This is a genomic window from Archangium sp. (assembly GCF_045802675.1).
Lineage (GTDB): Bacteria > Myxococcota > Myxococcia > Myxococcales > Myxococcaceae > Archangium.
Map to the genome: position 1 here is coordinate 1 of NZ_JBJMQO010000056.1, position 21243 is coordinate 21243.

Genomic DNA, 21243 nt, shown 5'->3' on the forward strand with positions numbered 1-21243 from the left:
AGGTCCACGAAGCGCGCCATGGACACCGGTGTGCCCCGGCCCACGTTCAGCACCCGGTACGGCGGCAGGGCATATATCTGCGCCCCTGTTCCACTACTCCCGCGAGCCGCACTTCCCCCATGCACGGAGCCATCGAACGTGTCCCTCGGCGTCCCTATCTTCGCTGCGGCTTTCCATTTACGACCCCATCGAGAACCTCCATAGATGCTTCGTGGTCGGTGAGCACCGCGCTAGCCTTCCAGGAGAAATGTCACAAATCTACCTTTTCGGGGCTGAGCCAAGTGGACGCTCAACGATGAGGGCTCGCATGCTCACCTAGCCACCAAAGGGAGCTGCTGATGGTCGGAAATCTTCTCAAGGCTGTTGCTAAGCAAGCGGTCAAGGCCGCCCCCCAGATCACGAAGGTTGCGAAGACTATCAGCGCGACAGCTGGTGCGATCTCTGCTTCAGCCCTCGCTTACATTAGCGTTCGCAAGGCGGTTGATTACGATCGAGATCGCCAATCGCGCGAGTAGCGAATCTGACCACAGGTGAATTCCGAGCACTCAAGATCTTCAAAAGGAACTGCATGGGAGCCAAGATTCACGCCAGCTGGGTCGACGGAGAAGCATTTTCCGACATCTGGGAACCGCTCCGAGAAGCGGATGAGTTCGTGGTCTTGTCCTGCTATGTGAGCCCGACAGGCTGGGCACGCATAGAGTCTTTTGTTCGGCAACGTTCGCTAGAGAACTCCCAATTCCAAGCCACATTGATCTTCAGCCTGTCGGGCATGCGCGAGAACGAGTCCGAAACACTCATCTCCAGCATGGCAAAACTTGCTGGGGATATTCGCATCGGCAAGCAAGTCCACACATACGTGATGAAGGACGATTCATCCGCGCTCTTCCATCCTAAAGCACATGGATCTTCGGCTGGAGGCAAAACACGCGTCGTCGTAGGATCGGCCAATCTGACAGCCGGCGGCATGGACCGAAACTACGAGTTAATGACGGTGCTCGACGACTTCCCGGATTCTTATGGCCACCCCTTTCAAGGTCGAATAGCAGGTGGCTTTCTTGATAGTTCAGACAGGGGGATGAGCGCACGCGAATGAGGCCAAGCCAGCTCTCAGCCAAAACCATTCCATGAAGTGCCCGACGCTAGACGCTCCTGAGTGCTTCTGACTGAGTGCCGCGGTTTGCTCCCTGTCGCCTGTTCAGGAGATTTTCTCTCCCTTGAGCACACGCGCTGTAGCCACATGCTTGCGCGCCACCTCTCCCGGCACATAGCCTTTCTTCACCTTCTTCTTGGCGGCGCGGGGATGTTTGCGCAACGTGGAAGGCTTCACCTTCCTCGCTAATTCCAGGAGGGCTTCACTCAACTGCTCCGCGGACTGTATCTCCTGCCCGCTCCACTCTTCCGGCTCTACTACCATCATCATTCCGCCGTAAGCGAATTTCACTTCGGCCGCGATGTAATAGGTGGACACCTGCATGTTGGTTGCTTCCAGGTCATGGCTGGCTTCCACTGCTGTCTTCACCACCGACAACACGTTGTAGGCCAGCACCGCCACCCCGAAGGCCAGCAGCGCCGCTCGCGGCCTCCCCAGACTCCTCACCTCGCTCTCGAGCACCGCCTCCAGTTCTCCAAACATCCCTTCAATCGTCCACCGCTTCCTGTACAGCTGCGCTACCTCCAGGGCGCTCAGCTTCTCCTCGGGCACATTCGTGAGCAGCCGGATGACTGTTTCCCCGTCCTCCGTTGGCTCCTCCAACTCCACTTCAATTCGTCTCAACTCCAACGGCCTCTCCCCCTCCAACCGCACCGCCTGCTCGAAAACACGTCCCGTCTGCCCTCGTCCCACTTCCCGTCTCTCTCCCAGCACGGTGGGATTGGGTGACACGCCATGCTCTCGGATGATGAAGGCCGCTCTCTTCTCATGCACCTCGCGCAGAATCCTACTCGTGGAGAAGTTCCTGTCGGCCAGCCACAACTCCCCCTCCCGCACTCGCTCCAACACGGGCCCCATCAACGCCCGCTCCTGTGCATGCGCATCCTCCGCGGGTAGCACATCCACCACCAGGCTCAACTCCGGCGCATACACCACCAACGACTGGCCGGGCAGCGCAGCTCCTCGGAATCCTCTCAACGGCTTGAGCCGCTTCTCGCTGGCGGGCAGATGATTGCCATCCAAGACTCGCACCTGGTAACCCGCCGCCCACGGCCCCTGCTTCTTCATGGGCTGCACCACGGGCAACAACCGTTCCGCACTCCCTTGCACCAGCGCTCGCACCACCTGGGGCTCGGTGTGATTCACTTTGTCGTAGAGCGCCGCCAGCGAGACGCTCAAGTCCGGGTCGGACTGCGCCGCGGCGTGCAGCGACGGTCTCAATCCCAGCGCCACCAATCCCATCAAATCCACTACCGAGGAGAAGAGCAGCTCGCGCGTGTACTGCTGCTCTCGGTGCGCTTCGAACATCTCATCAATCCATTGCGAACTCAGGGCATGCTCAAGCGTGCGGCGCACCATCACCGTGACGGGACTGCGCTGCGTGAAACGCTCCATCATTTCCTTCAAGGCCACGTTTGTTCCTCCGCGATGGGGCGCGAGGAATTCGCCTGGGTCGTCCGATTTCCTGGACCCACCTCCGCCCAGGTGGGCTTTCACCTTCCCACCTGACCGCTAGGGTAGCACCCTTCACATGACCTTGAAAGTGGTGATTCTTATGGCGCATTCCGTCAATCGGTCCAAGCACTCCAGAACACAGATAAGATTCTGCAGGTTACCGAAAGGGACAAGGAAACAATCAAGTCCAGGGTGCGACAGGTCCGCCGAAGAAAAATAACACGCACCACGCCTCAACCCAACGGCCCGAAGAAACCAATAGGCACCCCTACCAGTGGCCCCATCCTGCCGCCCGTCACTGACGCGTTGGATGCTCTTGCTCGTGTTCAGGCTTTGGCCAAACAGGGAGTATTCCTCATTCGCTCCGACAAGCCTGATACGCTCTCAATCCCCGTACCCCTGGACCAATTCCGCAAGGCAAAGATCCTGGCGGATCAAAACCGAAGGACACTTGGACGAGCTCTAGAGGTAGGCGAAGGAGCCAAGTCCATCAGTGTAGCACTCGTCCCCAGACCTGTGGTTCAGTCGCTGACCGAGCATCTTGAGCCTCTTGGCCGCCTCGTGGGGAAATTCTCGGTTGAGACACTGGGCGGGAAATGGATGCCCTCTGATTGGGCGGAAGCCTTCGAGACTACATGGCTTCAGCAGTCTGAAGGCTTCTCTCTCCAAAAATACCGGCTGGAGATCGACCAGCACTTGAACAACCTGCCTCGAGAACTCACTGGAAAGAAATTACGGCGTGAGCTGGGTGAACTCGTGTACATCCGGAAACCGTCCGAATGGGACATGGAAGCCGCAGCTCGTCTTCTTGGCTGGGAGGAAGATCGAGAGGTGCCAGTCAAGCTTGGTCCTGCTTTACGAAAGCAGATCATCGACGCCATCCTCAAGCACGTAAGAAACACAGTTGACCGACGCCTAAACGCCGACTACGTCCATGCCCAACTGTCCGCGCTCGGATTGCTCCCGTATATGCGTCCGACAGGGAACGACATGGGCACGAAAGAGGCCATTCTGTTCCTGGCCGATTGGGTGCAGGCAGCTGCTGAACCAAGGCTCAAGTCCGCAGACCGAGAGATATCTCATGCTCCAAACCGCAGCCATGTCACGCAGATTCTAGCGAAGAAGCTCAACGTAGACATCGTCGCCCCGGAACAGGCATTCGCTGAATCCGTAAGATGGCAACGGGCCGTCATTGATGAGAATGACGCGGAGCCTTTGGACCAAGTGCTAGTCCATGTATGGAAAAAATTCCACGATTGGTTCGGCTTCGATGCGACCACTGCTCCATGGCAGGACTTGGTACCGCTTGCATCAACTCGCAAGGATTGGAGCCAAGAGAAAGCCGCGTAGCCATTCGGCTTTGAACTCCCCAACCCAGCGCTCATCAATCATGCATTTCGCAGTTCAAGAGACAAAGCAAATCAAGAGACGCTGATACCGACTGCCTGTAACAACTCGTGCCGAATACACTTATGACCCCTCCGTCGATTTCCATCGAAGACCTACGAAACGCGTCGCGCTCCGTACTGTCGACCCTCTCCAACGTAGGACGCGCTGCTCGCTATTCCTGGCCGGAAAACGGTCGGCACAAAATGTACTTCGGTTACTCCTACTCAATCCCAAAGGAAGAACAGATCCGATCCGAATTCTATCGCCACCTAACCAACGACGGCGCCTTGTTCGAGCTTGAGTGGAACACTTATGGACTTAAAAACGAGGCGAACCAAAAGACCGAAATCGATCTCGTTTCATTTGCTGGCGAAAAAGTAACCGCGCTGCTTGAGATCAAGAGAATATGGAGCCTCAAGGGCTGGAACAACAAATACGATGAATTCGCGTCAGATGGCCTTCAACCTGATTCAAAGAAACTGCACGCAGCAGCCGCTAGACTTCGTAAGGCAGATGCAAATTCACTCGCACCCGAGGCCCTTGTTGGATTGATCATCGTATCCTTTGCGCATAAGCCAGATAATCTGAGAGAGGGGAGACTGCGCAACGTTCTCGATTGCATTCACGGCGCTACAGTCCATGAACTCTCTTCCACAGGTGACCAACCGCTTTGCGAGCACATAGGTAACGACTCTACTTCGCACCCCGTTTACGCTCGGCTCGACTTCCTACAACTGCCCCAGAATACTTGACGAAGCGCCTCAAGCCTTACGTGGATTGTGCGCTCGAAACCAATCACGCAGTAACGATGGACACCTGAAGAGAGCCATGGCTCAGCCCTCGCGGCCGCGGTACCACGCCACCAGCCGGGCGAGCCCCTGTTCCAGGGGCACCGCGGGGCGGAAGCCCGTCTCGCGCTCCAGCGCCGTCACGTCCGCGCACGTCACGTCCAGCTCGCCCGGCTGCGCGGGCCGCAGCTCCACCCAGGCCTTCGTGCCCAGCTGTTCCTCCAGCAGGTCCACGAAGCGCGCCATGGACACCGGTGTGCCCCGGCCCACGTTCAGCACCCGGTACGGCGGCGCTCCCCCGGGCGGCTTGTCCAGCACCCGCACCAGCGCCTCCACCACGTCGTCCACGTAGGTGAAGTCGCGCTGCATCTTCCCCTCGCCGTTCAGCACGATGGCGCGCCCCTCCAGCATCGCCCGGAGGAACAGCATCGGCGCCATGTCCGGCCGGCCCCACGGACCGTACACCGTGAACAGCCTCAGCCCCGTCACCGCCAGCCCGTACTGGTGGCTGTAGACGTGCCCCATCATCTCGTCCGCGCGCTTCGTCGCCGCGTAGACGCTCACCGGGTGATCCGCCGCCGCCTGCTCGGAGAAAGGTACCGGCGTGCCCGCCCCGTACACTGAGCTCGACGAGGCGAACACCAGGTGCCCCACCCTCGCTTGCCGGCACAGCTCCAGCACCTGGAGGAAGCCCGTGACGTTCGTCTCCGCGTAGTCCACCGCCTCCGCGGCCAGCGAGCGCACGCCCACCCGCGCCGCCAGGTGCACCACGCGCTCGGGCTTCGCTCCGTCGAAGAGCTCCCGGCAGGACTTCACGTCGCGGATGTCCATCCGGTGGAAGCTGAAGTCCGCCGACGCCTTCAGCCGCGACAGCCGCGTGGCCTTCAACGTCACGTCTCCCGACGTGTCCAGGTTGTCCAGACCGATGACCGAGTCCCCACGCGCGAGCAACCGCTCACACACGTGGTAACCGATGAAACCCGCTGCGCCCGTGACGAGCACCTTCATGACTCAACTCCCATCGCGGGCGGGGACATAGCACCCTCAGTCCTCGATCTGTGTTTCGAGGAAGGGTTTCTGCTGCGCCCTCCAGGCCCGCGAGCTCACGCCCTCCGCGACCCGTCTTCCCACCGCGAGACCCGCCGCGCAGGCGTGGTGCACGTTGTCATGCACGAAGAGCGCGCTCCGCCCCACCGGGTAGAGGCCCTCCACCCGACTCAATTCATTCAACGCCCGCTCCCGCACCGCGCCGAAGCCCTTGCGGTACAGCGGGTACGCCGAGGCCATGCGCCGCACCTGGGCTCCGAGGATCTCCGCCGCCCCCAGGCCCGTCCGCTCCAGCGCCGGGCGCACGCGTTGGGTGAGCTCTTCCGGTGAGGCGCTCCAGATGGCGTCGCCCACCGCGCAAGGCAGATCGAAGCCCACCACCGTCCGCCCCTCGGGGCCCGCGCCTCCCAGGAAGTTCCGGGCCTCGAAGAGCCGGTTCGCCGGGAGGTGCTCGTCCGCGAAGTAGTGCACGTCCTGCGGCGTTCCCCTGTCCTTCGCGAGCAGCAGGTACAGCAACGTCAGCGAGCGGTACCCCAGGCCCTCGGCCGCCTCGGGCCGTCCCGTCCACGCGCACAGCAGCGGCAGCGGCACCGTCGCCACCACCGACTCCGCTGGCACCTCCCGCCCCGCCACCACCACCGCCCTCACCCGCTCGCGCTCCAGCACCAGTCCCTCGGCCGCCGCACCGCAACGCACCTCGCCCCCGGCCCGACGCAGGCCTTCCGCCAGGCCCTCGGCCAGCGCTCCGAAGCCGCCATCCGGGTAGAAGTAGCGCCGCCCCGCCGACGCGCCTCCCCGCCCGAGCGCCGCGCGCACCACCACCAGCGGGCCGCCCTTCTGCACCCGCGCCCGGCCCAGCGAGGCATCCAGCTCCTCCGGCGGCAGGCCCCACACCTTCCTCGCCGCGGGCTCGTACAGCACTCGCGCCGCGTGCCTTCCCAACCGCCGCGCCGCCTCCGCTCCGAAGTGGCTCCCCTCGGGAGGACGCAGCCGCGCCCCCACCGCCGAGAGCCCGTGCTTCACCACCTCGGAGAGTCCCAGCCCTCGCGCGATGCCGAGCAGCGACAGCGGATACGGCAGCCGCCTCCCGCCCACGTGCACCATGCCGCTGCGCGCCCTCACGCCGAGCGCCCCGCCCAGGGCCGAGCGGTAGAGCTCCAACACCTCGGGCCCCGCCGCCATGTGCAGCCGGTGCGGGCCGTAGTCCACCTTGAAGCCCGCGAAGTCGAACGAGCCCGACAGGCCTCCCACGCGCTCCGAGGCCTCGAGCACCACCACCCGCTTCCCCGCCCGCACGAGTGCGTGCGCCGCCGCCAGCCCCGAGGGCCCTCCGCCAATCACCACCACCGGCGCACTCACCCCGTGCCTCCCACGGCCGGCAGCTCCAGCGCCGCGAGCGTCCTCGGGGCCCGACCCGCGCGCAGCCAGCCGATGCCTCGCGCCACCGTGCGGCCCATCAGCCAGGTGTCGCGCACCGGCCGCCACTTCGATTGGCCCACGCGCGCGTGGTAGGCGATGGGCAGGAAGGCGATGGGGTCTCCCGCCGCCGCCAGGGCCAGCGTCAGCGTCGTGGTGAGCGAGAACCGGTCGGGCAGCACCGGCGAGAGCGACAGCAGATCCGCCGTGCGCAGCACCCGCAGGCCCGAGTTCAAATCCGGCGCCTCGAAGCCACCCAGCCACCGCACCGCGCCCCGGAAGAGCGCCTTCACCGCCGAGCGCGCGAAGGGCTCGGAAGCGCCGAGCTTTGGCCGGGCGCCAATCGCCTGCCGCGCCCCACCGCGCACCGCCGCCACCAGCTCCGGCAGAGAGGCCTCGGGGTACGTCCCATCCGCGTCGATGAGCGCCAGCAGCGAGCCCCGTGCCCGGGCGGCCCCGGCCTTGATCGCCGCGCCGTAGCCCACGCCGCCCAACGTCAGCACCCGCGCCCCGGCCTCGCGCGCCACCGCGCCCGTGCCGTCCCGCGAGCCATCGTCCACCACGAGAATCTCGTGCGCCTCCCCCGCCAGTGCCTCGCCCACCCGCCGTATCACTCCGGCGATGGCGCGCACTTCGTCTCGCGCGGGGATGACGACACTGATCATCCCGCCGTCACCTCGGGGGCGGCCGGCATGGGCCGCCACATCTCCCATAGAGGCCACAGCAGCATCGGCAACCACCCCACCGCCGCGCCCACCACCGACACCGGCATCAGCCAGCCCCACTGCGGCCCCACGAAGCGCACCAGCAGCGGCGCCAGCAGGTGCACGAACGTCGCCACCGAGGCCACCGTGATGACCCCCACCTTCAGCCGCGTGGACAGCGCCGTCAGCATGAACAGGTGCCCGACAATGAGCAGCACCACCGGCACCGTGAACAGGTGGAAGTGGAACGTCTCCATCACCTGCCGCGCGGGCTTCTCCAGCCGCATGGGCGCGGCGGCCGCCGTCTCTCCGGGCAGCTCCAGCGCCGGGCCATCCGAGGGCAACTCCAGCGCCGGGCCTCCCGCGGTGTCGGCCTTCGCGGTGGGCTCGGCGGGCGCGGCCCCCCCCCGGTAGTACTCCGCCGCGCTCTGCCCGGACAGGCGTCCGAACGAGTCCGCGTACAACCACGCCGAGGACACGAAGCCCAGCACCAGGAACAGCAGGAAGCCGGTGTAGAGGACGCGGGCCTCGAGCGAGAGGCGGGTGATGGGAAACGGCCGGGCGAACTGACGCACGAGAAGGCTACCCCTTGGGCACGCTGGAAGCGGCGGGCATGAGAATGAGCTCGTCCAGCAGCACGAGCGAGCGGCGCACCCCGACGGCCATCGCGCGCGACGAGATGGTCGCCCCCGTCACCACGTCGATGTCCACGCCCGCACGCACCGCGTTCTTCGCCGTCTTCCCCTGGAACTGGCGCCGGAAGCGCGCGTCGGTGATCTCCTCACCGTACTTCTCCCGGTACACCATCACCTCGTGGCGCTCGACCACGCCCTCGGGCGACAGCTTCACCGCGAAGGTGATCTGCTCGTGCTGGCCCTGCTCCTCGTCGATGATGGCGTAGCCGTCCACGTGCTCGCCCGTGGTGGCCACGAAGATGACGTACTCGGGCTTCGCCGGCTTGTAGCCGAGCCGCCCCTGCACCGCCGCGAGCTCCGCCGGGCCGAGCTTCACCTTGCGGAAGCTCACGCGCTGGCTCTTGGGGAAGAACTCCTTGAGGACCTGCGGCGTGGTGAAGTACGTGCCCGCCGCCTCCGAGGGCAGCGGCACCCCGACTCCCAACCACACCACCAGCGCCAGCGCGAAGTGCTTCACGACCATTCCCCTTACCACGCTCATGGCAACTCCCGAACCGTCCGGATGACGGCCTGCCTGACGTGCGAGCGCCAATCCGTCTGGGCGCGATAGAGATTTTCCGAGGTGGCGCTCTGGCGCTCACCGCTCGACAGGACCCGGCCATCCGGGCCCACCACCAGCGACTCCAACCGCACCTCGGCCCGCCCCAGGGGCTGCAGCGCGGACAGGTCCAACCGGGTGAGCACCAGCACCACCGTGGCGTCCGCCTGGTACTGGCGAGCCATCGCCGCGCACTGCTCCACCGTGGGCGCGGGCCCCGGCGTCAGCTCCACGCCCAGCACCTGGTAGCCACGCGCGCGCAGCGCCGCGGCCCCTTCCCGCGCCACCACGTCGCGCGGCTCGTCATCGCCGAACACGTCCGCGACGAGCCCTCGCGGCGCGGGCTTCGACACCACCGACGCGCCCACCACCACCACGCGCGACGGCGCCCCCTCCGGACGCCTGGGTGTTCCGGCACAGGCGGCGGCGAGCATCACGACGGTGGCGAGCAGGAAGGCGCGCATGGGCTCTCGGGCTTTCAGAAGAGGTAGGCCACGCTGGCGAGGAACGTCCAGTGGCCGTCCTCCCAGAACTCGCCATCCCAGGCGTGCGGTGCCACTCCGTCCCCGCCGCTCTTCTCCCACCAGAAGCTGCTCTTGAGCACGTAGGGGGGCAGCGGCCGGAAGTTCAGTCCGAGCGTCAGCCGCGCGATGTCTCCCGCGGTGATGAACTCCGTGTCGGTGTCCTGCTCCTCGTAGCGCAGCGACGCCGTGAAGTGGCCCTCGTGCCACTCGTCGGGCAGCAGCCGGAAGAAGGGCTCGACGCGGAAGCGGTAGTTGGCCTGCGCGTAGTAGCCGAACATGCCCGTGGGCACCCGGTCGCGCGTGTTCGCCGTCGAGCCCTCGGGGAAGCCCTGCACGTAGCCCGGATCGATGAAGGCGCGCACCACCTCGCCCGTGAGATCCAACGAGCCGAGCCGCCAGAAGACATCCGCGTTGACCATGTTCACCCGGCGGCCCTCGAGATCATACGCCCCCGTGTAGCCGGACAGGCCCGCCTCCAGGCCCAGGAAGGGCGAGACGGACACACGGCCGGTGATGGCCTTGTCGTTGTTGTTGTCCTGCAGGTGGCTGCCGCGCGCCCCTCGGAAGCCCTGGCCGTCCATGATCTTCGCGTCCAGGCCGTTGACCGCGTACACCTCGTAGTTCAGCCGCCAGTCCCGGCCGAGATCGAAGCCGCCCAGGAAGCCCGCGCCGGACTCGAACCAGGTGGTGGGCACCACGGTGGTGTACGCGATGGGCCGGTCCGGCAGTTCCTGCGCCGGGGCGTCGTGCCGCAGGTTGTACGCGCCCACCGGCACCAGGATGACGCCCGCCCGGAACGTGGCCCAGTCCGTCAGCTTCAAGTCCACCACCGAGAACTCGAGCAGCACCTCGCCCGCGCCCAGCAGACCATCGCGCTTGAGCGGGCTGCCCGCGAACTCGAACTCGATCTCCGTCGCCGTGGAGATGCGCTCGGAGATGTGGCTGTAGACGAAGAGCACGTACCGGTGGTTGCGGAACGTGGACGTGCCCTGCTGCGGCAGGAGGAAGTCGTGCTCGGCGTAACCGCCCAGCGTCGTGCGGTCCAGGATCGCCGCCGCCCGCTGCGCCAGCGTGGTGGTGGGCTGGAGCCGCTCCTTGAAGGTCTCCTGGGTGCCCGGAATGGGCGTCTCGGCGTTGGGAGCCTGAGCCGCCGTGCCCGTGGCGGCGGGGTCCTCCAGGCCCTCCAGGTCCAGACGCGGGCCCTCGCCCTGCTTGGGCGGCTCCGCCTCGGGCCGGCGGGGGGCGTCCGCCGCGGGCTTCGTGGACGTGGCGCCCTCGTCTTGCGCCAGACCCGAGAGGGGCGCGAGCAGCAGGGGCAGGAGCATCAAGGGGTAACGGCGCTTCACGGTGGCTCCGGTACTCACGCGCAGGAAGAAGGTCGGGCCGGGGACCCGCGAGCAGGCCCCCGGCCGGGGTTCACGGCAGGCTCAGTTCTTCACGTCGATGGCGAAGACGGTCTCGAGCTTGCCGAGCAGTTCCCCCGCCTTGAAATCGGCGATCCAGGTGGTGTCGCCGGCCCGGGCCTTGGCGAGCGCGGCGTCGAAGGCGGTCCGCAGTTCAGCGGCGAGGTTCGCCCTGGCGCTGCCCGCGGAGAGCTTCAGGTACGGCTCGATCGTGCGGAAGACGCCCTCGGTCTCGACGAGCTCCAGGTAGGCCTTGTCCGGGCTGCCCTGGTCGAGGTCGATCTCATGGAGCTCGTGGCCCATGGTGTACACGAGGACGCTCTGCAACTTCGCGTCGAAGCGCTGCACGAAGCGCGCGTAGTTCTCGTCATCGCCGAACTCCATCGAGTCCGTGCCCTTGGCCTTCAGCGCGGTCTCGATGAGGCAGGAGCCCTCCTTCATCAGCGAGAACAGCTCGGTGCTCAGCGTGGTGCCATTGTCGGCGTCGCGGCTGGTGGCCACCTTCGCGAGGCTCCTGCGCCCGGCCTCCGCGTTGCTCGCACCCGTGCCGAGGTAGCCGTAGGCCTCGTCATAGTGCTCGAAGGACGGCTCGTAGAGCTCCTCCATCACCGACAGGTACAGGAAGCGGTAGATGCCCGCCTTCTGGAAGCTCTGCTTGGCCAGCGACACCTCCGGCTTCGTGGTGGCCACCCGCAGCGCCTCGATGGCGTCCGTGATCGTCTTGTCGAGCGCGGGGCCGACGGCGGCCGCGTCCCCGGTGAAGTGCTTGTCCTCGCGCCCCTTCACCTTCGCCTGAAGGTTGGTGCTCGGATCCTGGTACTTCGCCAGGAGGGCCGTGGCCTGGGTGGCCGCCGTGGACGGATCGCTCTCCGCCGCGGTGAACATGGCCACCATTGCGTCGATGGCCGTCAGCCGGTCGTCCTGCGGCTTGTGGTTGTTGACGTCGAAGGCGAGGTAATCCGCGGAGCTGTCATCGCACCGCGCGGAGGCCGCCGGCTGCTCCGTCCCATCCGTGTCCTTGTCCGGCCCGCAGCCCGCCAGCAGGGCCACCGCCAGGAACATCCCCATTCCAACCGACTTGATGTGCTTGCTCATGATGCTGCTTCTCCCTCTAGAATCTGTTCGTGAGGCACGGTGGCTCGTGGCGAGGGGCTCACTGGCCCGTCTCCTTGTCCACGCAACGGCCACGCAGGCACGTCTTGTCCGTGGTGCAGTTGGCGTCCGTCTCGCAGCACACGCCCAGGCACGAGCAGCAGGTGGTGCCCTCGGGCGCGGTACCGCTCACGCACTCGGCGGAGGCCACGCAGCCCGGCGCATCCACGCACACCACCGCCTTCGGCGCGTCCGACTCGCCGATGTACGAGACCGTGCCGTAGTAGGAGTCCACCACCTTGCGGCCCGGATCTCCCATGTTGGTGTCGAAGTACTCGTAGACGCCCGGCTCGGGGAACGCGTAGCGCCAGTACGAGAACGTCTCCTTGCCCTCGGTGCGCGTGTTGTAGGGCTTCACCAGGTTGGGGCTGAAGAGCGGCGCGGGCGCCGACAGCGAGGTGATGTTGGTGGGCACCTCGGGCTGGTAGTTGCGGAACTCGACGATCTGCCCCGGCCTCATGGCCAGGCCCCCCGCGGGCTGCACGGGCTCGCCCGACGGCGGACGCACGAGGTACTGCTGCCCGATGCACATGGGCGCGATGGTGCGGTAGCGGCCCGAGAGGATGCGGTTGAGCGACACCGACACGCGCGGCTCGCCCTTCGCCGAGTCCTGGACGGGCCGGAAGTCCTCGGGGAGGGGGCCCTTGCAGGCGGCGAGGCAGAGCGCGAAGCAGAGGAGGAGACGGGCTCGCATTTCAGAGCACCTTGTCCGGAGCGGCCAGCGGCACGGGCCGGTAGTGGAAGAGAACGAGGTCGTGGGCGTGCGAGCGCACGCGCCGATCGCAGGTGAAGTGAGCCACGGGCTCCAGATGGGCCGCGAGCGCCTCGGCCCCCGGAGCGGTGGAGGTGACGTAGACGTCCGCGCCCGCGGCGGCCACGCGTTCGATCTCGCGGCGCAGCTGCTCCCCCGTGGCGGGACGGCCCGCGCGGTAGTGGGGCACGTAGTGCTCGAAGAGCCGCGCCTCCTCGCCGGTGAAGAGCAGCGTGCCGGAGGGCTCCAGCGTGCGCGACACGTGCGACACCAGACGCGCCGCGGGCGAGGGCTCGCGGCCCTGCTCGAGCGCCACCGGCAGCATGACGGCGGCGGTGCTCACGGCCAGGGCTCCGGCCAGGGGGAGAGTCAGGGACGCCCAGGTGCGAGCGAGCACCGCCACGCCCACCGCCACCAGGAGCGCCAGCGCGAGCACCACGGGCAGGGCATGGCGGGCCTTGAGCAGGTTCTGCCCGAGGAACATCCACGCGCCGTAGGGAACGCCAAGGGCCAGGGCCAGCAGCGCCACCCGGCGCTCGGCGGTGGACAGCGAGCGGCGCACCGCCGCGTGCACGAGCGCCACCAGCGATCCGGCGAGGCCCAGCGAGAGGAGGAGCCGCGCGATGCGCAGGGGCACGGAGTCACCGTCCACGCCAGGCCAGGGCAGCCCGAGGCCCGCGCCCAGGACGTCGAATCCGAAATTCTCCAGCCGCCAGCCGAGCTCCGGGCGCACGGCCACGGTGCCGCCCCACTTGCCCGCGTGGCCGAGGAGGAAGCCCGAGCCGATGCGCAGCAATTGGGCCGGGCCCGTGAGGAGCACCATGGGCACGAGCCACGCCCCCACGCCGAGCCCGCCGCCCACGAGCGCCGCCCGCCGCCGGCCGTGAGGCACCCCCAGGGCCAGTCCGAGCAGTGCCGGAAGGAACGAGGGCCGGGCCCCGAGCGCCACGCCCGCGAGCGCGCCCGCCAGCACCGCCGCCCGGGGCGCGGAGTCCCGCGTCACCAGCACGGCGCAGGCCGCGAGCACCAGGAACGCGAGCCCCGTCCCATCCGAGCCGGGAGTCGCACCGAAGAGGACGGGAAGGGGCAGCAGCGCCAGCAGGGACGAGGCCACGAGCGCCCCGGCGGCCCCGAGGAACGGCCGGAGCACGAGCCCCAGCACGGCGACGGACACCGCCCCGAGCACGAGCCCGGGCAGCGCGAGCGCGCCCACCTCGGAGGCTCCGGCGGCCGAGGCGAGCCGGGCCAGGGCCACGTACACCGGGTAGCCCGGGAAGTGCGGCGCCTGCGCGGCCAGGTCGAAGCCGTGGAGCGAGCGCGCGAAGTTCACCGCGTCCAGGTCGGGCAGGAGCCGGGGCAGCGCGAGCACCCGCACCGCCACACCCGCCGCCACCAGACATGCGAGGGCACCAGCGAAGGCACGGGACCGTGTCCCCTGCCCCGTTTCCTCGAGCGCGTCCGGCGCGGGGTGAATGATTTTGAAAGTCATTCTCAAAAACCGAGATGGATGGAGTACTACGCCCCGAGGCAGGCGGTCAAGTTGAGGGGAGCGCTGGCACCAGTAGGCGCACTCATGTGACAGAGGGAGGCCATGATGCTCAGTGCCCTGTTGGTGTTGCTCGCCGCCGCCCCCGCCGCCCAGGTCCGCACCGAGACGCGTCCGATGATGGGGACGACGGTGACGGTGACGCTGGTGGGAGGCACGCCGGAGAAGGTGCGCGAGGGCTTCGACGCGGCCTTCGCGGCCTTCGAGCGCGTCAACCAGGTGATGAACGAGTGGCGCCCGGATAGCGAGCTGTCGGCGGTGAACCGCAAGGCGGGGGACGGGGAGTGGGTGGCGATTCCCGAGGACCTGTGCGCGGCGCTGCGGCGGGGGGTGCAGGGGGCGGAGCAGACGGGAGGGCTTTTCGATCCGACGTGGGCGGCGCTGCGGGGCCTGTGGCGCTTCGGGACGGACCTGACCCCCGCCCTGCCGGACCCGGCCGAGGTGAAGAAGCGGTGCGCGCTCATCTCGTACAAGGACCTGGAGTTCGCTCCGGTGGAGGACGGTGGCGGGCCGGGGTGCCGGGCGCGGCTGAAGCGAGCGGGGATGCAGCTCGGGCTGGGAGGGCTGGCGAAGGGCTGGGGCGTGGACCGGGCGGTGGAGAAGCTGCGGGGGCTCGGCTTCAAGAACTTCTTCGTGCAGGCCGGGGGCGACTTCTACGCGGGGGGGAAGAAGGCGGGCCGGCCGTGGAAGGTGGGCATCCGGGATCCACGCGGCGAGCAGAACAGCGTCTTCGCGGTGCTCGAGGTCTCCGACGCGGCGTTCTCGACGAGCGGGGACTACGAGAACTTCTTCGTGCTGGAGGGCAAGCGCTACCACCACATCATCGATCCGCGCACGTGCTACCCGGCGACGGCGTCGCGCTCGGCGACCATCCTGGCGCCGAGCGCGGTGGACGCCGAGGTGCTGACGAAGTCCGTGTTCATCCTCGGAGGCCAGGAGGGGCTGGCGCTCGCGGAGAAGTACGGTGCCTCGGCGGTGGTGGTGACGGCGGACAACCAGGTGCTCGTGTCACCCAGGCTGGAGAAGAAGCTGAAGCGGCTCGGGCCTCCGAGTCCCTGAGAAGGGCCCCTGGCCCGGCTCAACCGCCCAGGTCGATGAGGAGCATGGTGGTGGCGCCCCAGACGCCGTCGCCGTCCCGCCGCCCCACCAGGGCACCCGCGCCCAGCTCCACTGCCTTGACGGGCTTCACCTTGAGGCCGCCCACCGCCTCGATGGAGTCCTCATCGCCCAGCTCGGCCCGCACCTCGCCCAGGGGCACCAGGAGGCCGGAGCCCACCGCCACGCCCATGCCGAGCGCCGCGCGCGGCTCCCACTCGCCCTGCCGGGTACGAGCGAAGCCAGGACGCACCACGGCGTTGAGGCCCAACGGGCCCACCTGCTTGAAGGCCAGCAGCCGTGCGCTAAGCCCCCACCGGTCGTCACTGAACTCGGCGCGGGACACCTCCCCCGAGAGCCCCGTGGACAGCGAGAAGCCCGTGTCGGCCGACTCCGCGAGCCGGTAGAGCGCGCCCACCTCCACCTGAGACAGGCCCCGCGACAGCTCGCCCTCGTCCCGCTCGCGGCTCCACTCCACCTCGCTGGCCAGCTGAAGCCGGCGGCCCACGCCCACCTCGCCCTCGAAGGGCGCCTCGAGCTGCGTGCCGTCCGGCGTGTCCCGAAGGTGGAAGGAGGCTCGCGCCTGTACCGCGCCCGGCTCCTGCACCTGCGGCACGTCCGACAGGAAGAAGGACTGCACGGGCCACTCGAAGCGCTCCGACTCCTCCTGGCCCTCGGCGCTCGCCACCGAGGACAGCGCTAGCACCACACCCACGATTACTCCCCCACCGGGTAGTCGACGTTTCATCCCCCCAGGGTGCGACTCGGAGCCCAGACAGACAACGGAGCCGCCTGGCCGTTCCCTCCCCTGCCTGCCCGGCGAGTCCCCGCCCGTTCGAAACGGGGGCACCTCACCTCAATCGAAGAGGCCCTGAAGGTAGAAGCGGCCGTCGCGCGCGTCGCGGAACACCCACGCCTGTCCCAGTCCCTCGAAGTGCACCCGGTAGTAATCGCGGCTGTACGGGCGCGCATCCCACCAGTCTCCGCTCAGCCGCTCCGGGCCCACCAGTGCCGTCACCCGGCGCTTGCGTCCTCCGAGCCTCGCCGCCAGCAACTCCCCCGAGGCCGTCATCTCCACGTCGATCGTAGTCGGCGTCCCCAGCATCCGCGAGGGCCGCTCCCGCAGCACCTCGGGCACCGGCTCCGCGGCCTCCACCTGTTGGAGCAATTCGCCCTCCATTCCGCGCCGCATCGGCGGAGGCCGGAAGGCCCGGGTCGCATACGCGTCCTCGGGACGGTGCGTGTCCTCCAGGGCCGCCATGAAGAGCGAGTCCTCGCCCAGCGCCGTCGCCAGCCGGGAGAGCACCACCTCCAGCGCCGCGTCTCCCTCGGGGGCGTCCCCCAGCGAGAGCTGCTGGCCCCGGTCCTCGCAGTCCTCCTCCACCCGGAGGGTCAACGCCGCCACCGGCCCCTCGAGCCGCACGTCCGACAGCCGGTGCCGCGTGAGGTCCAACAGCATCTTCGACTGCGCCGTCGGCCGCGCCAGCGTGAGTGGCACCACCGCCTGTCCCGACGGGTCCAACTTCAACGTGAGGTTCAGCCGCACCGCCGCACGGCGCCGTCCTCCCAGCCGCCCGCACAGCCGGTCCAACACCGTCTTGAGCGCGAACTGCAGCGGCTCCAACGAATCGGCGGGCCACTCCAGCGTCAGCCGCTCCTCCAGCACCTCCTCGAGCACCTCGGCGATGAACGGGGTCTCGTCCCCGCCCCGGCAGCGCGTGTGCGCCCGCATGCCCGCCGCGCCCCCTCGCGCCGTCACCGCCCCCACGGGCAGCGCCGCCACCTCGCCCAGCGTGCTCAACCCGAGCGCCGAGAACGCCGTCTGCTCCGGGCCCTCCAGCGCGCTCAGCGGCAGCGGGGCCAGCGCCCGCGCGCCCTCCCCGTCCGGCACCACATCCATCCGCCGAGCCCCATGCCGGGCCAGCGCTCGCGCGGTGAACTTCTCCGAGGCCACCACCACCCGCCCCCGCCACCCCAGCTCCGAGCACAGGGCCAGCACCTTCGCGCACAGCCCCTCCTCGCCCTTCACCAGGTGCGCCGCCCCCGCGTCGAACCACAGCCCGTCCGGGGCCGACAGCTGGAAGCCCGGCGCCAGCGCCATCAGCATCTCGCCAATGCCCACCAGTGCCCGCCGCTCCTCCTCGGGCCGGTACGGGAAGTACTTCAGCGACGGCTCGAGCGCGGTGGCCGCGGTGAGCGTCATCCCCGCCCGCACGCCCGCCTTCAACGCGCTCGTGGACGCGCACGCCACCCGCTGTTGGCCGCGCACCTCCTCCACCAGCACGAAGGGCTTGCCCGCCAGCTCCGGCAACTCAATGACCTTGCGCTGCACCGGGAAGCGCGAGAAGTGCAGATACCCCAGCCGCATGTCCGTTCCCCTCCCCTCGCCCTCAGTGCAGGGCCGCGCCCGAGTCCAGGCTCGCGCGCAGCGACGGCATCGGCGCATCCCGCCCCGGCCGCTGTCCCAGGATTCCCCGGTGTCCCTCGCGCTCGGGCCGCTCCTCGCGCACGAGCTCCGGCACCGTCACGCTCTCGGCCGGGAGCAGCTCCGTGCCCCACGGGGCCTCGCTGTCGGCCAGCTCCGGGTAGAGCGCACTCCACGGCATCAGCGTCCGCGAGCCGATGCCCCCCTGCCGGCTGCGCACCACCTCCACCGTCAGCCCCGAGTCACCCCGGGCCTCGGTCCGCAGGCGCATCATCCCGTCCCCAGGAGCCTCCGGCGCCGTCAGCAGCAGCAGCAGGCTCCCGCCTCGCGTCGCCGCGTCCATCAGCCGCTTGCCCTCGGCCGGAGACAGCCGCACGCCGCCCGTGCCCTGGCCCGCCGGGCCTCGCGTCAAATCCAGCACCACGCACGCGAACGCCCCGCTGCGCACCAGTTGCACCGCCGACCACGCGAGCTGCTCCGCCGTCTTCGGCCGGACGATCAGCAGCCGGGACGGATCCACCCCCGCGGCCACCGCCGCTGGCGGGTAGAGCTCCCCTGGCCCATCCACGTACGCGCACAGCCGGCCTTCCCGGTGCGCCGCCGCCACGGCCCGCAGCGCCAGGCTCGTCCGCCCCGAGGCCGCCTCGCCCCACAGCTCCACCACCTGTCCCAGGGGCAGCCCGCCCCCCGGCAGCAGCGCATCGAAGGCCTCCACCCCCGTGCGCAGCGCCGCCAGGTACTTGCGCGGTGCCGCCTGCAACCGGCGGATCTGCTCCCTCAGCGCCTCAACCGTCACCGACAGCTTCTCAGCCGTCCCGCTCATCACGTCCCCTCGTCGGACACTGGACCTGAAACTGGGTTCAGTATGACGAGCGGTCTGACAGGCGCCAGGAAATGTCGCCTGGTGATCGACCGGGCTGCCCTTGGGGGCCATCCGACGGGGTGGGTGCGCAGGGGAAGCGACATGCGCTCACCCCTCAGGGAGGGCCCGGGAGTCCCTACCCAGGCCCCTCACCCCGGCCTTCCCGGGAGGGAAAGGGCGCTCAGTGGGCGCAGAGCAGTTTGACCTCGAGCTTCTTGTCGGTGGGCCGCCGGGGGCACGAGGACTGGAAGAACAGGCGTGCGGCCTGACGATCCGTGGCGGGCTCGTACGTCAGATCGCCCCCCGCCACGCTACAGGTCTGTATCGAGTCATCCTCCCGCGTCACCCGCACCTGCACCAGCTGGGGGTCCGGCAGGTTCACCACCTCGATGCTCTGCGACGTCCTCGCCAGCGTGGCGATGGACACCAGCGTGTCCCGGAAGCTCGCCCGGCAGATGGAGTCCAGGTTCTTCAGCCCCGAGTCGAACAGCGACGCCATCTCCCTCTGCCGGTACCCGGGCCCATAGGAGGTGGGGCAGTCCACGTTGCGCACGAACGTCCCCGTCGAGGTGCGGTCCAGCACCGCCTCGGCCCGCTTGTCCGTCAGCGCCACCGGGCCAATGGCCGCCCACAGCACCTCGCGAGCGGCCCCCGTCCCGTCCTCCAGGCTCCGGAAGGCCCGCACGTACTCCTGCACCGGCGTGAGGCGGTCGGCCTGCTCACTGCACAGATCCCGCGAGGTGTCCTCGGTGAGGATGATGGGCGGCGGCCGCTCGGTGGAGCTGCAGTCCTCCTCGTCCGAGACCACCACCACCAGCAACCGGGCCCCGTCGCGCAGGAAGCCCGCGTTGCCTCCCTCCCCCACGGGCGTCGTGCTCAGGGGGGGGGTCACCGCCAGCCGGACCGCCTCGAAGGGGGACTCCTGGCCGCTTCCCCGGGTCCCCACCTTCACCAGCCGGCGGAACTTCTCCAGCAGCTCCGGGTCCGCCTGCTCCAGGTAGCGCTCGGCCGTGGGTCGGCCCAGCGCATCCGGCACCGGCTGCAACCGCCCCCCCTGGTCGGTATAGAGACTGTACTGCTCGCGGTTATCGAAGAACGCGCGCAGGTACACCGACGTGGTGATGACCCCCACGCGGAAGTCCTGCTCCACCCCGTTACCTCGCTGGAGCTCGTCCAGGAAGGCGGGCAACTCGGTGGCGATCGCCGCCTGCTCCTCGGCCATCGAGCCCGAGTTGTCGATGACGAAGAGCAGGTCCGTCTTCTGGGCCGAGATGAGCGGGGGCTCCACCTGGCAGCGGCCTGGGAGCGTGGAGCCGGGCGCTTCCACGGGCGAGGTGCACGACAGGCCCCACAGGGCGACGATCAGCAGCGCGCTCGAACGGATGGGGTGCATCGAGGGTGTCTCCTGAGAACGCGGCACGCTGTAGCACTCACCGCGCCGCGACAAAGAGGGGGGGCCGCTTAACATGCCCTACCCCTATAGGGTTGTGCGAGCAACCGTCCGGCAGCCGACGGCCACCATGAAAAACGCAGGCCGCGTTTGCCATGTCCGTTTTGGTTGCTACGTTGAGTCAACTCTCACAGAAGATCGACAACTGGTACGTAGTTCAACCGGCCCGGATGCTGTCCGGCCAGGCTGGAAACCGAGGCATCAACTACATGTCCGACGACAAGAAGAAGGGTTCCGCCGCTGCAGCCATGCCGGCGGCCATGGCGCCTCCGGGGATGATCAACAAGGAGGACATTCCGCAGGTCCTCCCCATTCTCCCCCTGCGCAATTCAGTGTTCTTTCCGGGCGGCGTGCTCCCGCTCGCGGTGGGGCGGCAGAAGACGATCGCCCTCATCAAGGACGCGGTCCGTGACGACCAGGTGATCGGCGTCGTCACCCAGCGCCGCGCCGAGGAAGAGGACCCGGGTGCGTCCGACCTTTACACGATGGGCACCGTCGCCCGCATCGTGAAGCTGCTGAAGATGGGCGAGGACAACTACTCGCTCGTCGTCCAGGGCCTGGCGCGCTTCCGCGTGCTGGACCTGGTGCAGGAGGCGCCCTACCTCAAGGCCCGCGTGGATGCCGTGGAGGACAAGACCTCGGCGGAGAACGTGGAGGTCGAGGCCCTGGGCATCAACCTCAAGAAGCTGGCGCGCGAGGTCATCGAGCTGATGCCCGAGCTGCCGGCGGCGGCAACCGAGCTGGTGGAGTCCATCACCCATCCCGGTCACCTGGCGGACCTCATCGCCGCAAACGTGGACGTGCCCATCGAGGAGAAGCAGGCAGTTCTGGAGACCGTGGACCTCAAGGCCCG

At 68.2% G+C, this 21243-nt stretch carries 20 protein-coding genes; 5 read left to right on the forward strand and 15 right to left on the reverse strand.

All coding sequences use genetic code 11. The features are described from left to right. Nucleotides 1-568: 568 nt before the first annotated feature. On the forward strand, nucleotides 569-1093 hold the full coding sequence (locus ACJ8AN_RS16925; protein ID WP_407756406.1) for a phospholipase D family protein: 525 nt from the start codon (nucleotides 569-571) through the stop codon (nucleotides 1091-1093). A 102-nt stretch (nucleotides 1094-1195) separates the two neighbouring features. Here the strand turns inward: ACJ8AN_RS16925 and ACJ8AN_RS16930 are convergent, their stop codons facing one another. Next, nucleotides 1196-2509 (reverse strand): IS4 family transposase, encoded by a 1314-nt coding sequence (locus ACJ8AN_RS16930; RefSeq protein ID WP_407756424.1) that lies wholly within the window; start codon nucleotides 2507-2509, stop codon nucleotides 1196-1198. 288 nt (nucleotides 2510-2797) lie between these two features. On the opposite strand from ACJ8AN_RS16930, the gene ACJ8AN_RS16935 reads away from it, so the two are divergent. Both ACJ8AN_RS16935 and ACJ8AN_RS16940 read left to right on the forward strand, forming a co-directional pair. Next, nucleotides 2798-3955 carry a hypothetical protein gene (locus ACJ8AN_RS16935; protein ID WP_407756407.1) on the forward strand — a complete coding sequence of 386 codons (1158 nt, stop codon included), beginning with the start codon at nucleotides 2798-2800 and terminating at the stop codon, nucleotides 3953-3955. A gap of 242 nt (nucleotides 3956-4197) precedes the next feature. Next, nucleotides 4198-4746, forward strand: a complete 549-nt coding sequence (locus ACJ8AN_RS16940) for a hypothetical protein (RefSeq protein WP_407756408.1) — start codon at nucleotides 4198-4200, stop codon at nucleotides 4744-4746. A gap of 81 nt (nucleotides 4747-4827) precedes the next feature. On the opposite strand, the gene ACJ8AN_RS16945 is transcribed toward ACJ8AN_RS16940, so the two are convergent. The 10 genes from ACJ8AN_RS16945 to ACJ8AN_RS16990 all read right to left on the reverse strand — a co-directional run bounded on the left by ACJ8AN_RS16945 (nucleotide 4828) and on the right by ACJ8AN_RS16990 (nucleotide 14501). Continuing rightward, entirely contained in the window at nucleotides 4828-5790 is a 963-nt protein-coding gene (locus ACJ8AN_RS16945) for an SDR family NAD(P)-dependent oxidoreductase (RefSeq protein WP_407756409.1), read from the reverse strand. Nucleotides 5791-5826: 36 nt separating this feature from the next. Continuing rightward, nucleotides 5827-7188, reverse strand: coding sequence for a protoporphyrinogen/coproporphyrinogen oxidase (locus ACJ8AN_RS16950; protein ID WP_407756410.1), 1362 nt, complete (start codon nucleotides 7186-7188; stop codon nucleotides 5827-5829). Further along, complete coding sequence (locus ACJ8AN_RS16955; RefSeq protein ID WP_407756411.1) at nucleotides 7185-7910, reverse strand: glycosyltransferase family 2 protein; 726 nt, start codon at nucleotides 7908-7910, stop codon at nucleotides 7185-7187. Before ACJ8AN_RS16955 ends, ACJ8AN_RS16950 begins: the two co-directional genes overlap by 4 nt. Continuing rightward, on the reverse strand, nucleotides 7907-8524 hold the full coding sequence (locus ACJ8AN_RS16960; protein ID WP_407756412.1) for a hypothetical protein: 618 nt from the start codon (nucleotides 8522-8524) through the stop codon (nucleotides 7907-7909). The genes ACJ8AN_RS16955 and ACJ8AN_RS16960 overlap by 4 nt, the downstream gene beginning before the upstream one ends. A gap of 7 nt (nucleotides 8525-8531) precedes the next feature. After that, the gene (locus ACJ8AN_RS16965; RefSeq protein WP_407756413.1) at nucleotides 8532-9125 is read right to left on the reverse strand and encodes an FMN-binding protein; all 594 of its coding nucleotides are present in this window, start codon (nucleotides 9123-9125) and stop codon (nucleotides 8532-8534) included. After that, a complete protein-coding gene (locus ACJ8AN_RS16970) occupies nucleotides 9122-9646 on the reverse strand; it encodes a hypothetical protein (protein WP_407756414.1) in 525 nt (174 codons plus the stop codon). The genes ACJ8AN_RS16965 and ACJ8AN_RS16970 overlap by 4 nt, the downstream gene beginning before the upstream one ends. A 14-nt stretch (nucleotides 9647-9660) precedes the next feature. Next, nucleotides 9661-11052, reverse strand: a complete 1392-nt coding sequence (locus ACJ8AN_RS16975; RefSeq protein WP_407756415.1) for a hypothetical protein — start codon at nucleotides 11050-11052, stop codon at nucleotides 9661-9663. A gap of 81 nt (nucleotides 11053-11133) precedes the next feature. Then, nucleotides 11134-12204, reverse strand: coding sequence for a hypothetical protein (locus ACJ8AN_RS16980; RefSeq protein WP_407756416.1), 1071 nt, complete (start codon nucleotides 12202-12204; stop codon nucleotides 11134-11136). Nucleotides 12205-12262: 58 nt separating this feature from the next. Next, a complete protein-coding gene (locus ACJ8AN_RS16985) occupies nucleotides 12263-12955 on the reverse strand; it encodes a hypothetical protein (RefSeq protein ID WP_407756417.1) in 693 nt (230 codons plus the stop codon). A 1-nt stretch (nucleotide 12956) separates the two neighbouring features. Continuing rightward, nucleotides 12957-14501 carry a hypothetical protein gene (locus ACJ8AN_RS16990; RefSeq protein ID WP_407756418.1) on the reverse strand — a complete coding sequence of 515 codons (1545 nt, stop codon included), beginning with the start codon at nucleotides 14499-14501 and terminating at the stop codon, nucleotides 12957-12959. A gap of 102 nt (nucleotides 14502-14603) precedes the next feature. On the opposite strand from ACJ8AN_RS16990, the gene ACJ8AN_RS16995 reads away from it, so the two are divergent. Continuing rightward, complete coding sequence (locus tag ACJ8AN_RS16995; protein ID WP_407756419.1) at nucleotides 14604-15617, forward strand: FAD:protein FMN transferase; 1014 nt, start codon at nucleotides 14604-14606, stop codon at nucleotides 15615-15617. 19 nt (nucleotides 15618-15636) lie between these two features. Here ACJ8AN_RS16995 and ACJ8AN_RS17000 read toward each other — a convergent pair whose 3' ends face one another. The 4 genes from ACJ8AN_RS17000 to ACJ8AN_RS17015 all read right to left on the reverse strand — a co-directional run bounded on the left by ACJ8AN_RS17000 (nucleotide 15637) and on the right by ACJ8AN_RS17015 (nucleotide 20333). Continuing rightward, nucleotides 15637-16368 (reverse strand): hypothetical protein, encoded by a 732-nt coding sequence (locus ACJ8AN_RS17000; protein ID WP_407756420.1) that lies wholly within the window; start codon nucleotides 16366-16368, stop codon nucleotides 15637-15639. Nucleotides 16369-16509: 141 nt separating this feature from the next. Beyond that, nucleotides 16510-18021, reverse strand: a complete 1512-nt coding sequence (locus ACJ8AN_RS17005; protein ID WP_407756421.1) for a Y-family DNA polymerase — start codon at nucleotides 18019-18021, stop codon at nucleotides 16510-16512. A 22-nt stretch (nucleotides 18022-18043) separates the two neighbouring features. Further along, complete coding sequence (locus ACJ8AN_RS17010) at nucleotides 18044-18901, reverse strand: ImuA family protein (RefSeq protein ID WP_407756422.1); 858 nt, start codon at nucleotides 18899-18901, stop codon at nucleotides 18044-18046. Nucleotides 18902-19121: 220 nt separating this feature from the next. Beyond that, nucleotides 19122-20333 (reverse strand): VWA domain-containing protein, encoded by a 1212-nt coding sequence (locus ACJ8AN_RS17015; RefSeq protein WP_407756423.1) that lies wholly within the window; start codon nucleotides 20331-20333, stop codon nucleotides 19122-19124. Between the two features lie 266 nt (nucleotides 20334-20599). Here ACJ8AN_RS17015 and ACJ8AN_RS17020 point away from each other — a divergent pair. Then, a partial coding sequence (locus ACJ8AN_RS17020) for an LON peptidase substrate-binding domain-containing protein (protein ID WP_407756425.1) occupies nucleotides 20600-21243 on the forward strand: 644 nt, incomplete at its 3' end.

Excerpts from the sequence above, each read along its gene's own strand:
- ACJ8AN_RS16990 (WP_407756418.1), bottom strand. The coding sequence starts at position 14,501 with ATGACTTTCAAAATCATTCACCCCGCGCCGGACGCGCTCGAGGAAACG.
- ACJ8AN_RS16985 (WP_407756417.1), bottom strand. The coding sequence starts at position 12,955 with ATGCGAGCCCGTCTCCTCCTCTGCTTCGCGCTCTGCCTCGCCGCCTGC.
- ACJ8AN_RS16930 (WP_407756424.1), bottom strand. The coding sequence starts at position 2,509 with ATGGTGCGCCGCACGCTTGAGCATGCCCTGAGTTCGCAATGGATTGAT.
- ACJ8AN_RS16965 (WP_407756413.1), bottom strand. The coding sequence starts at position 9,125 with ATGAGCGTGGTAAGGGGAATGGTCGTGAAGCACTTCGCGCTGGCGCTG.
- ACJ8AN_RS17010 (WP_407756422.1), bottom strand. The coding sequence starts at position 18,901 with ATGAGCGGGACGGCTGAGAAGCTGTCGGTGACGGTTGAGGCGCTGAGG.
- ACJ8AN_RS16940 (WP_407756408.1), top strand. The coding sequence starts at position 4,198 with ATGTACTTCGGTTACTCCTACTCAATCCCAAAGGAAGAACAGATCCGA.
- ACJ8AN_RS16955 (WP_407756411.1), bottom strand. The coding sequence starts at position 7,910 with ATGATCAGTGTCGTCATCCCCGCGCGAGACGAAGTGCGCGCCATCGCC.
- ACJ8AN_RS17005 (WP_407756421.1), bottom strand. The coding sequence starts at position 18,021 with ATGCGGCTGGGGTATCTGCACTTCTCGCGCTTCCCGGTGCAGCGCAAG.
- ACJ8AN_RS16925 (WP_407756406.1), top strand. The coding sequence starts at position 569 with ATGGGAGCCAAGATTCACGCCAGCTGGGTCGACGGAGAAGCATTTTCC.
- ACJ8AN_RS16945 (WP_407756409.1), bottom strand. The coding sequence starts at position 5,790 with ATGAAGGTGCTCGTCACGGGCGCAGCGGGTTTCATCGGTTACCACGTG.
- ACJ8AN_RS16970 (WP_407756414.1), bottom strand. The coding sequence starts at position 9,646 with ATGCGCGCCTTCCTGCTCGCCACCGTCGTGATGCTCGCCGCCGCCTGT.
- ACJ8AN_RS16980 (WP_407756416.1), bottom strand. The coding sequence starts at position 12,204 with ATGAGCAAGCACATCAAGTCGGTTGGAATGGGGATGTTCCTGGCGGTG.
- ACJ8AN_RS16995 (WP_407756419.1), top strand. The coding sequence starts at position 14,604 with ATGATGCTCAGTGCCCTGTTGGTGTTGCTCGCCGCCGCCCCCGCCGCC.
- ACJ8AN_RS17015 (WP_407756423.1), bottom strand. The coding sequence starts at position 20,333 with ATGCACCCCATCCGTTCGAGCGCGCTGCTGATCGTCGCCCTGTGGGGC.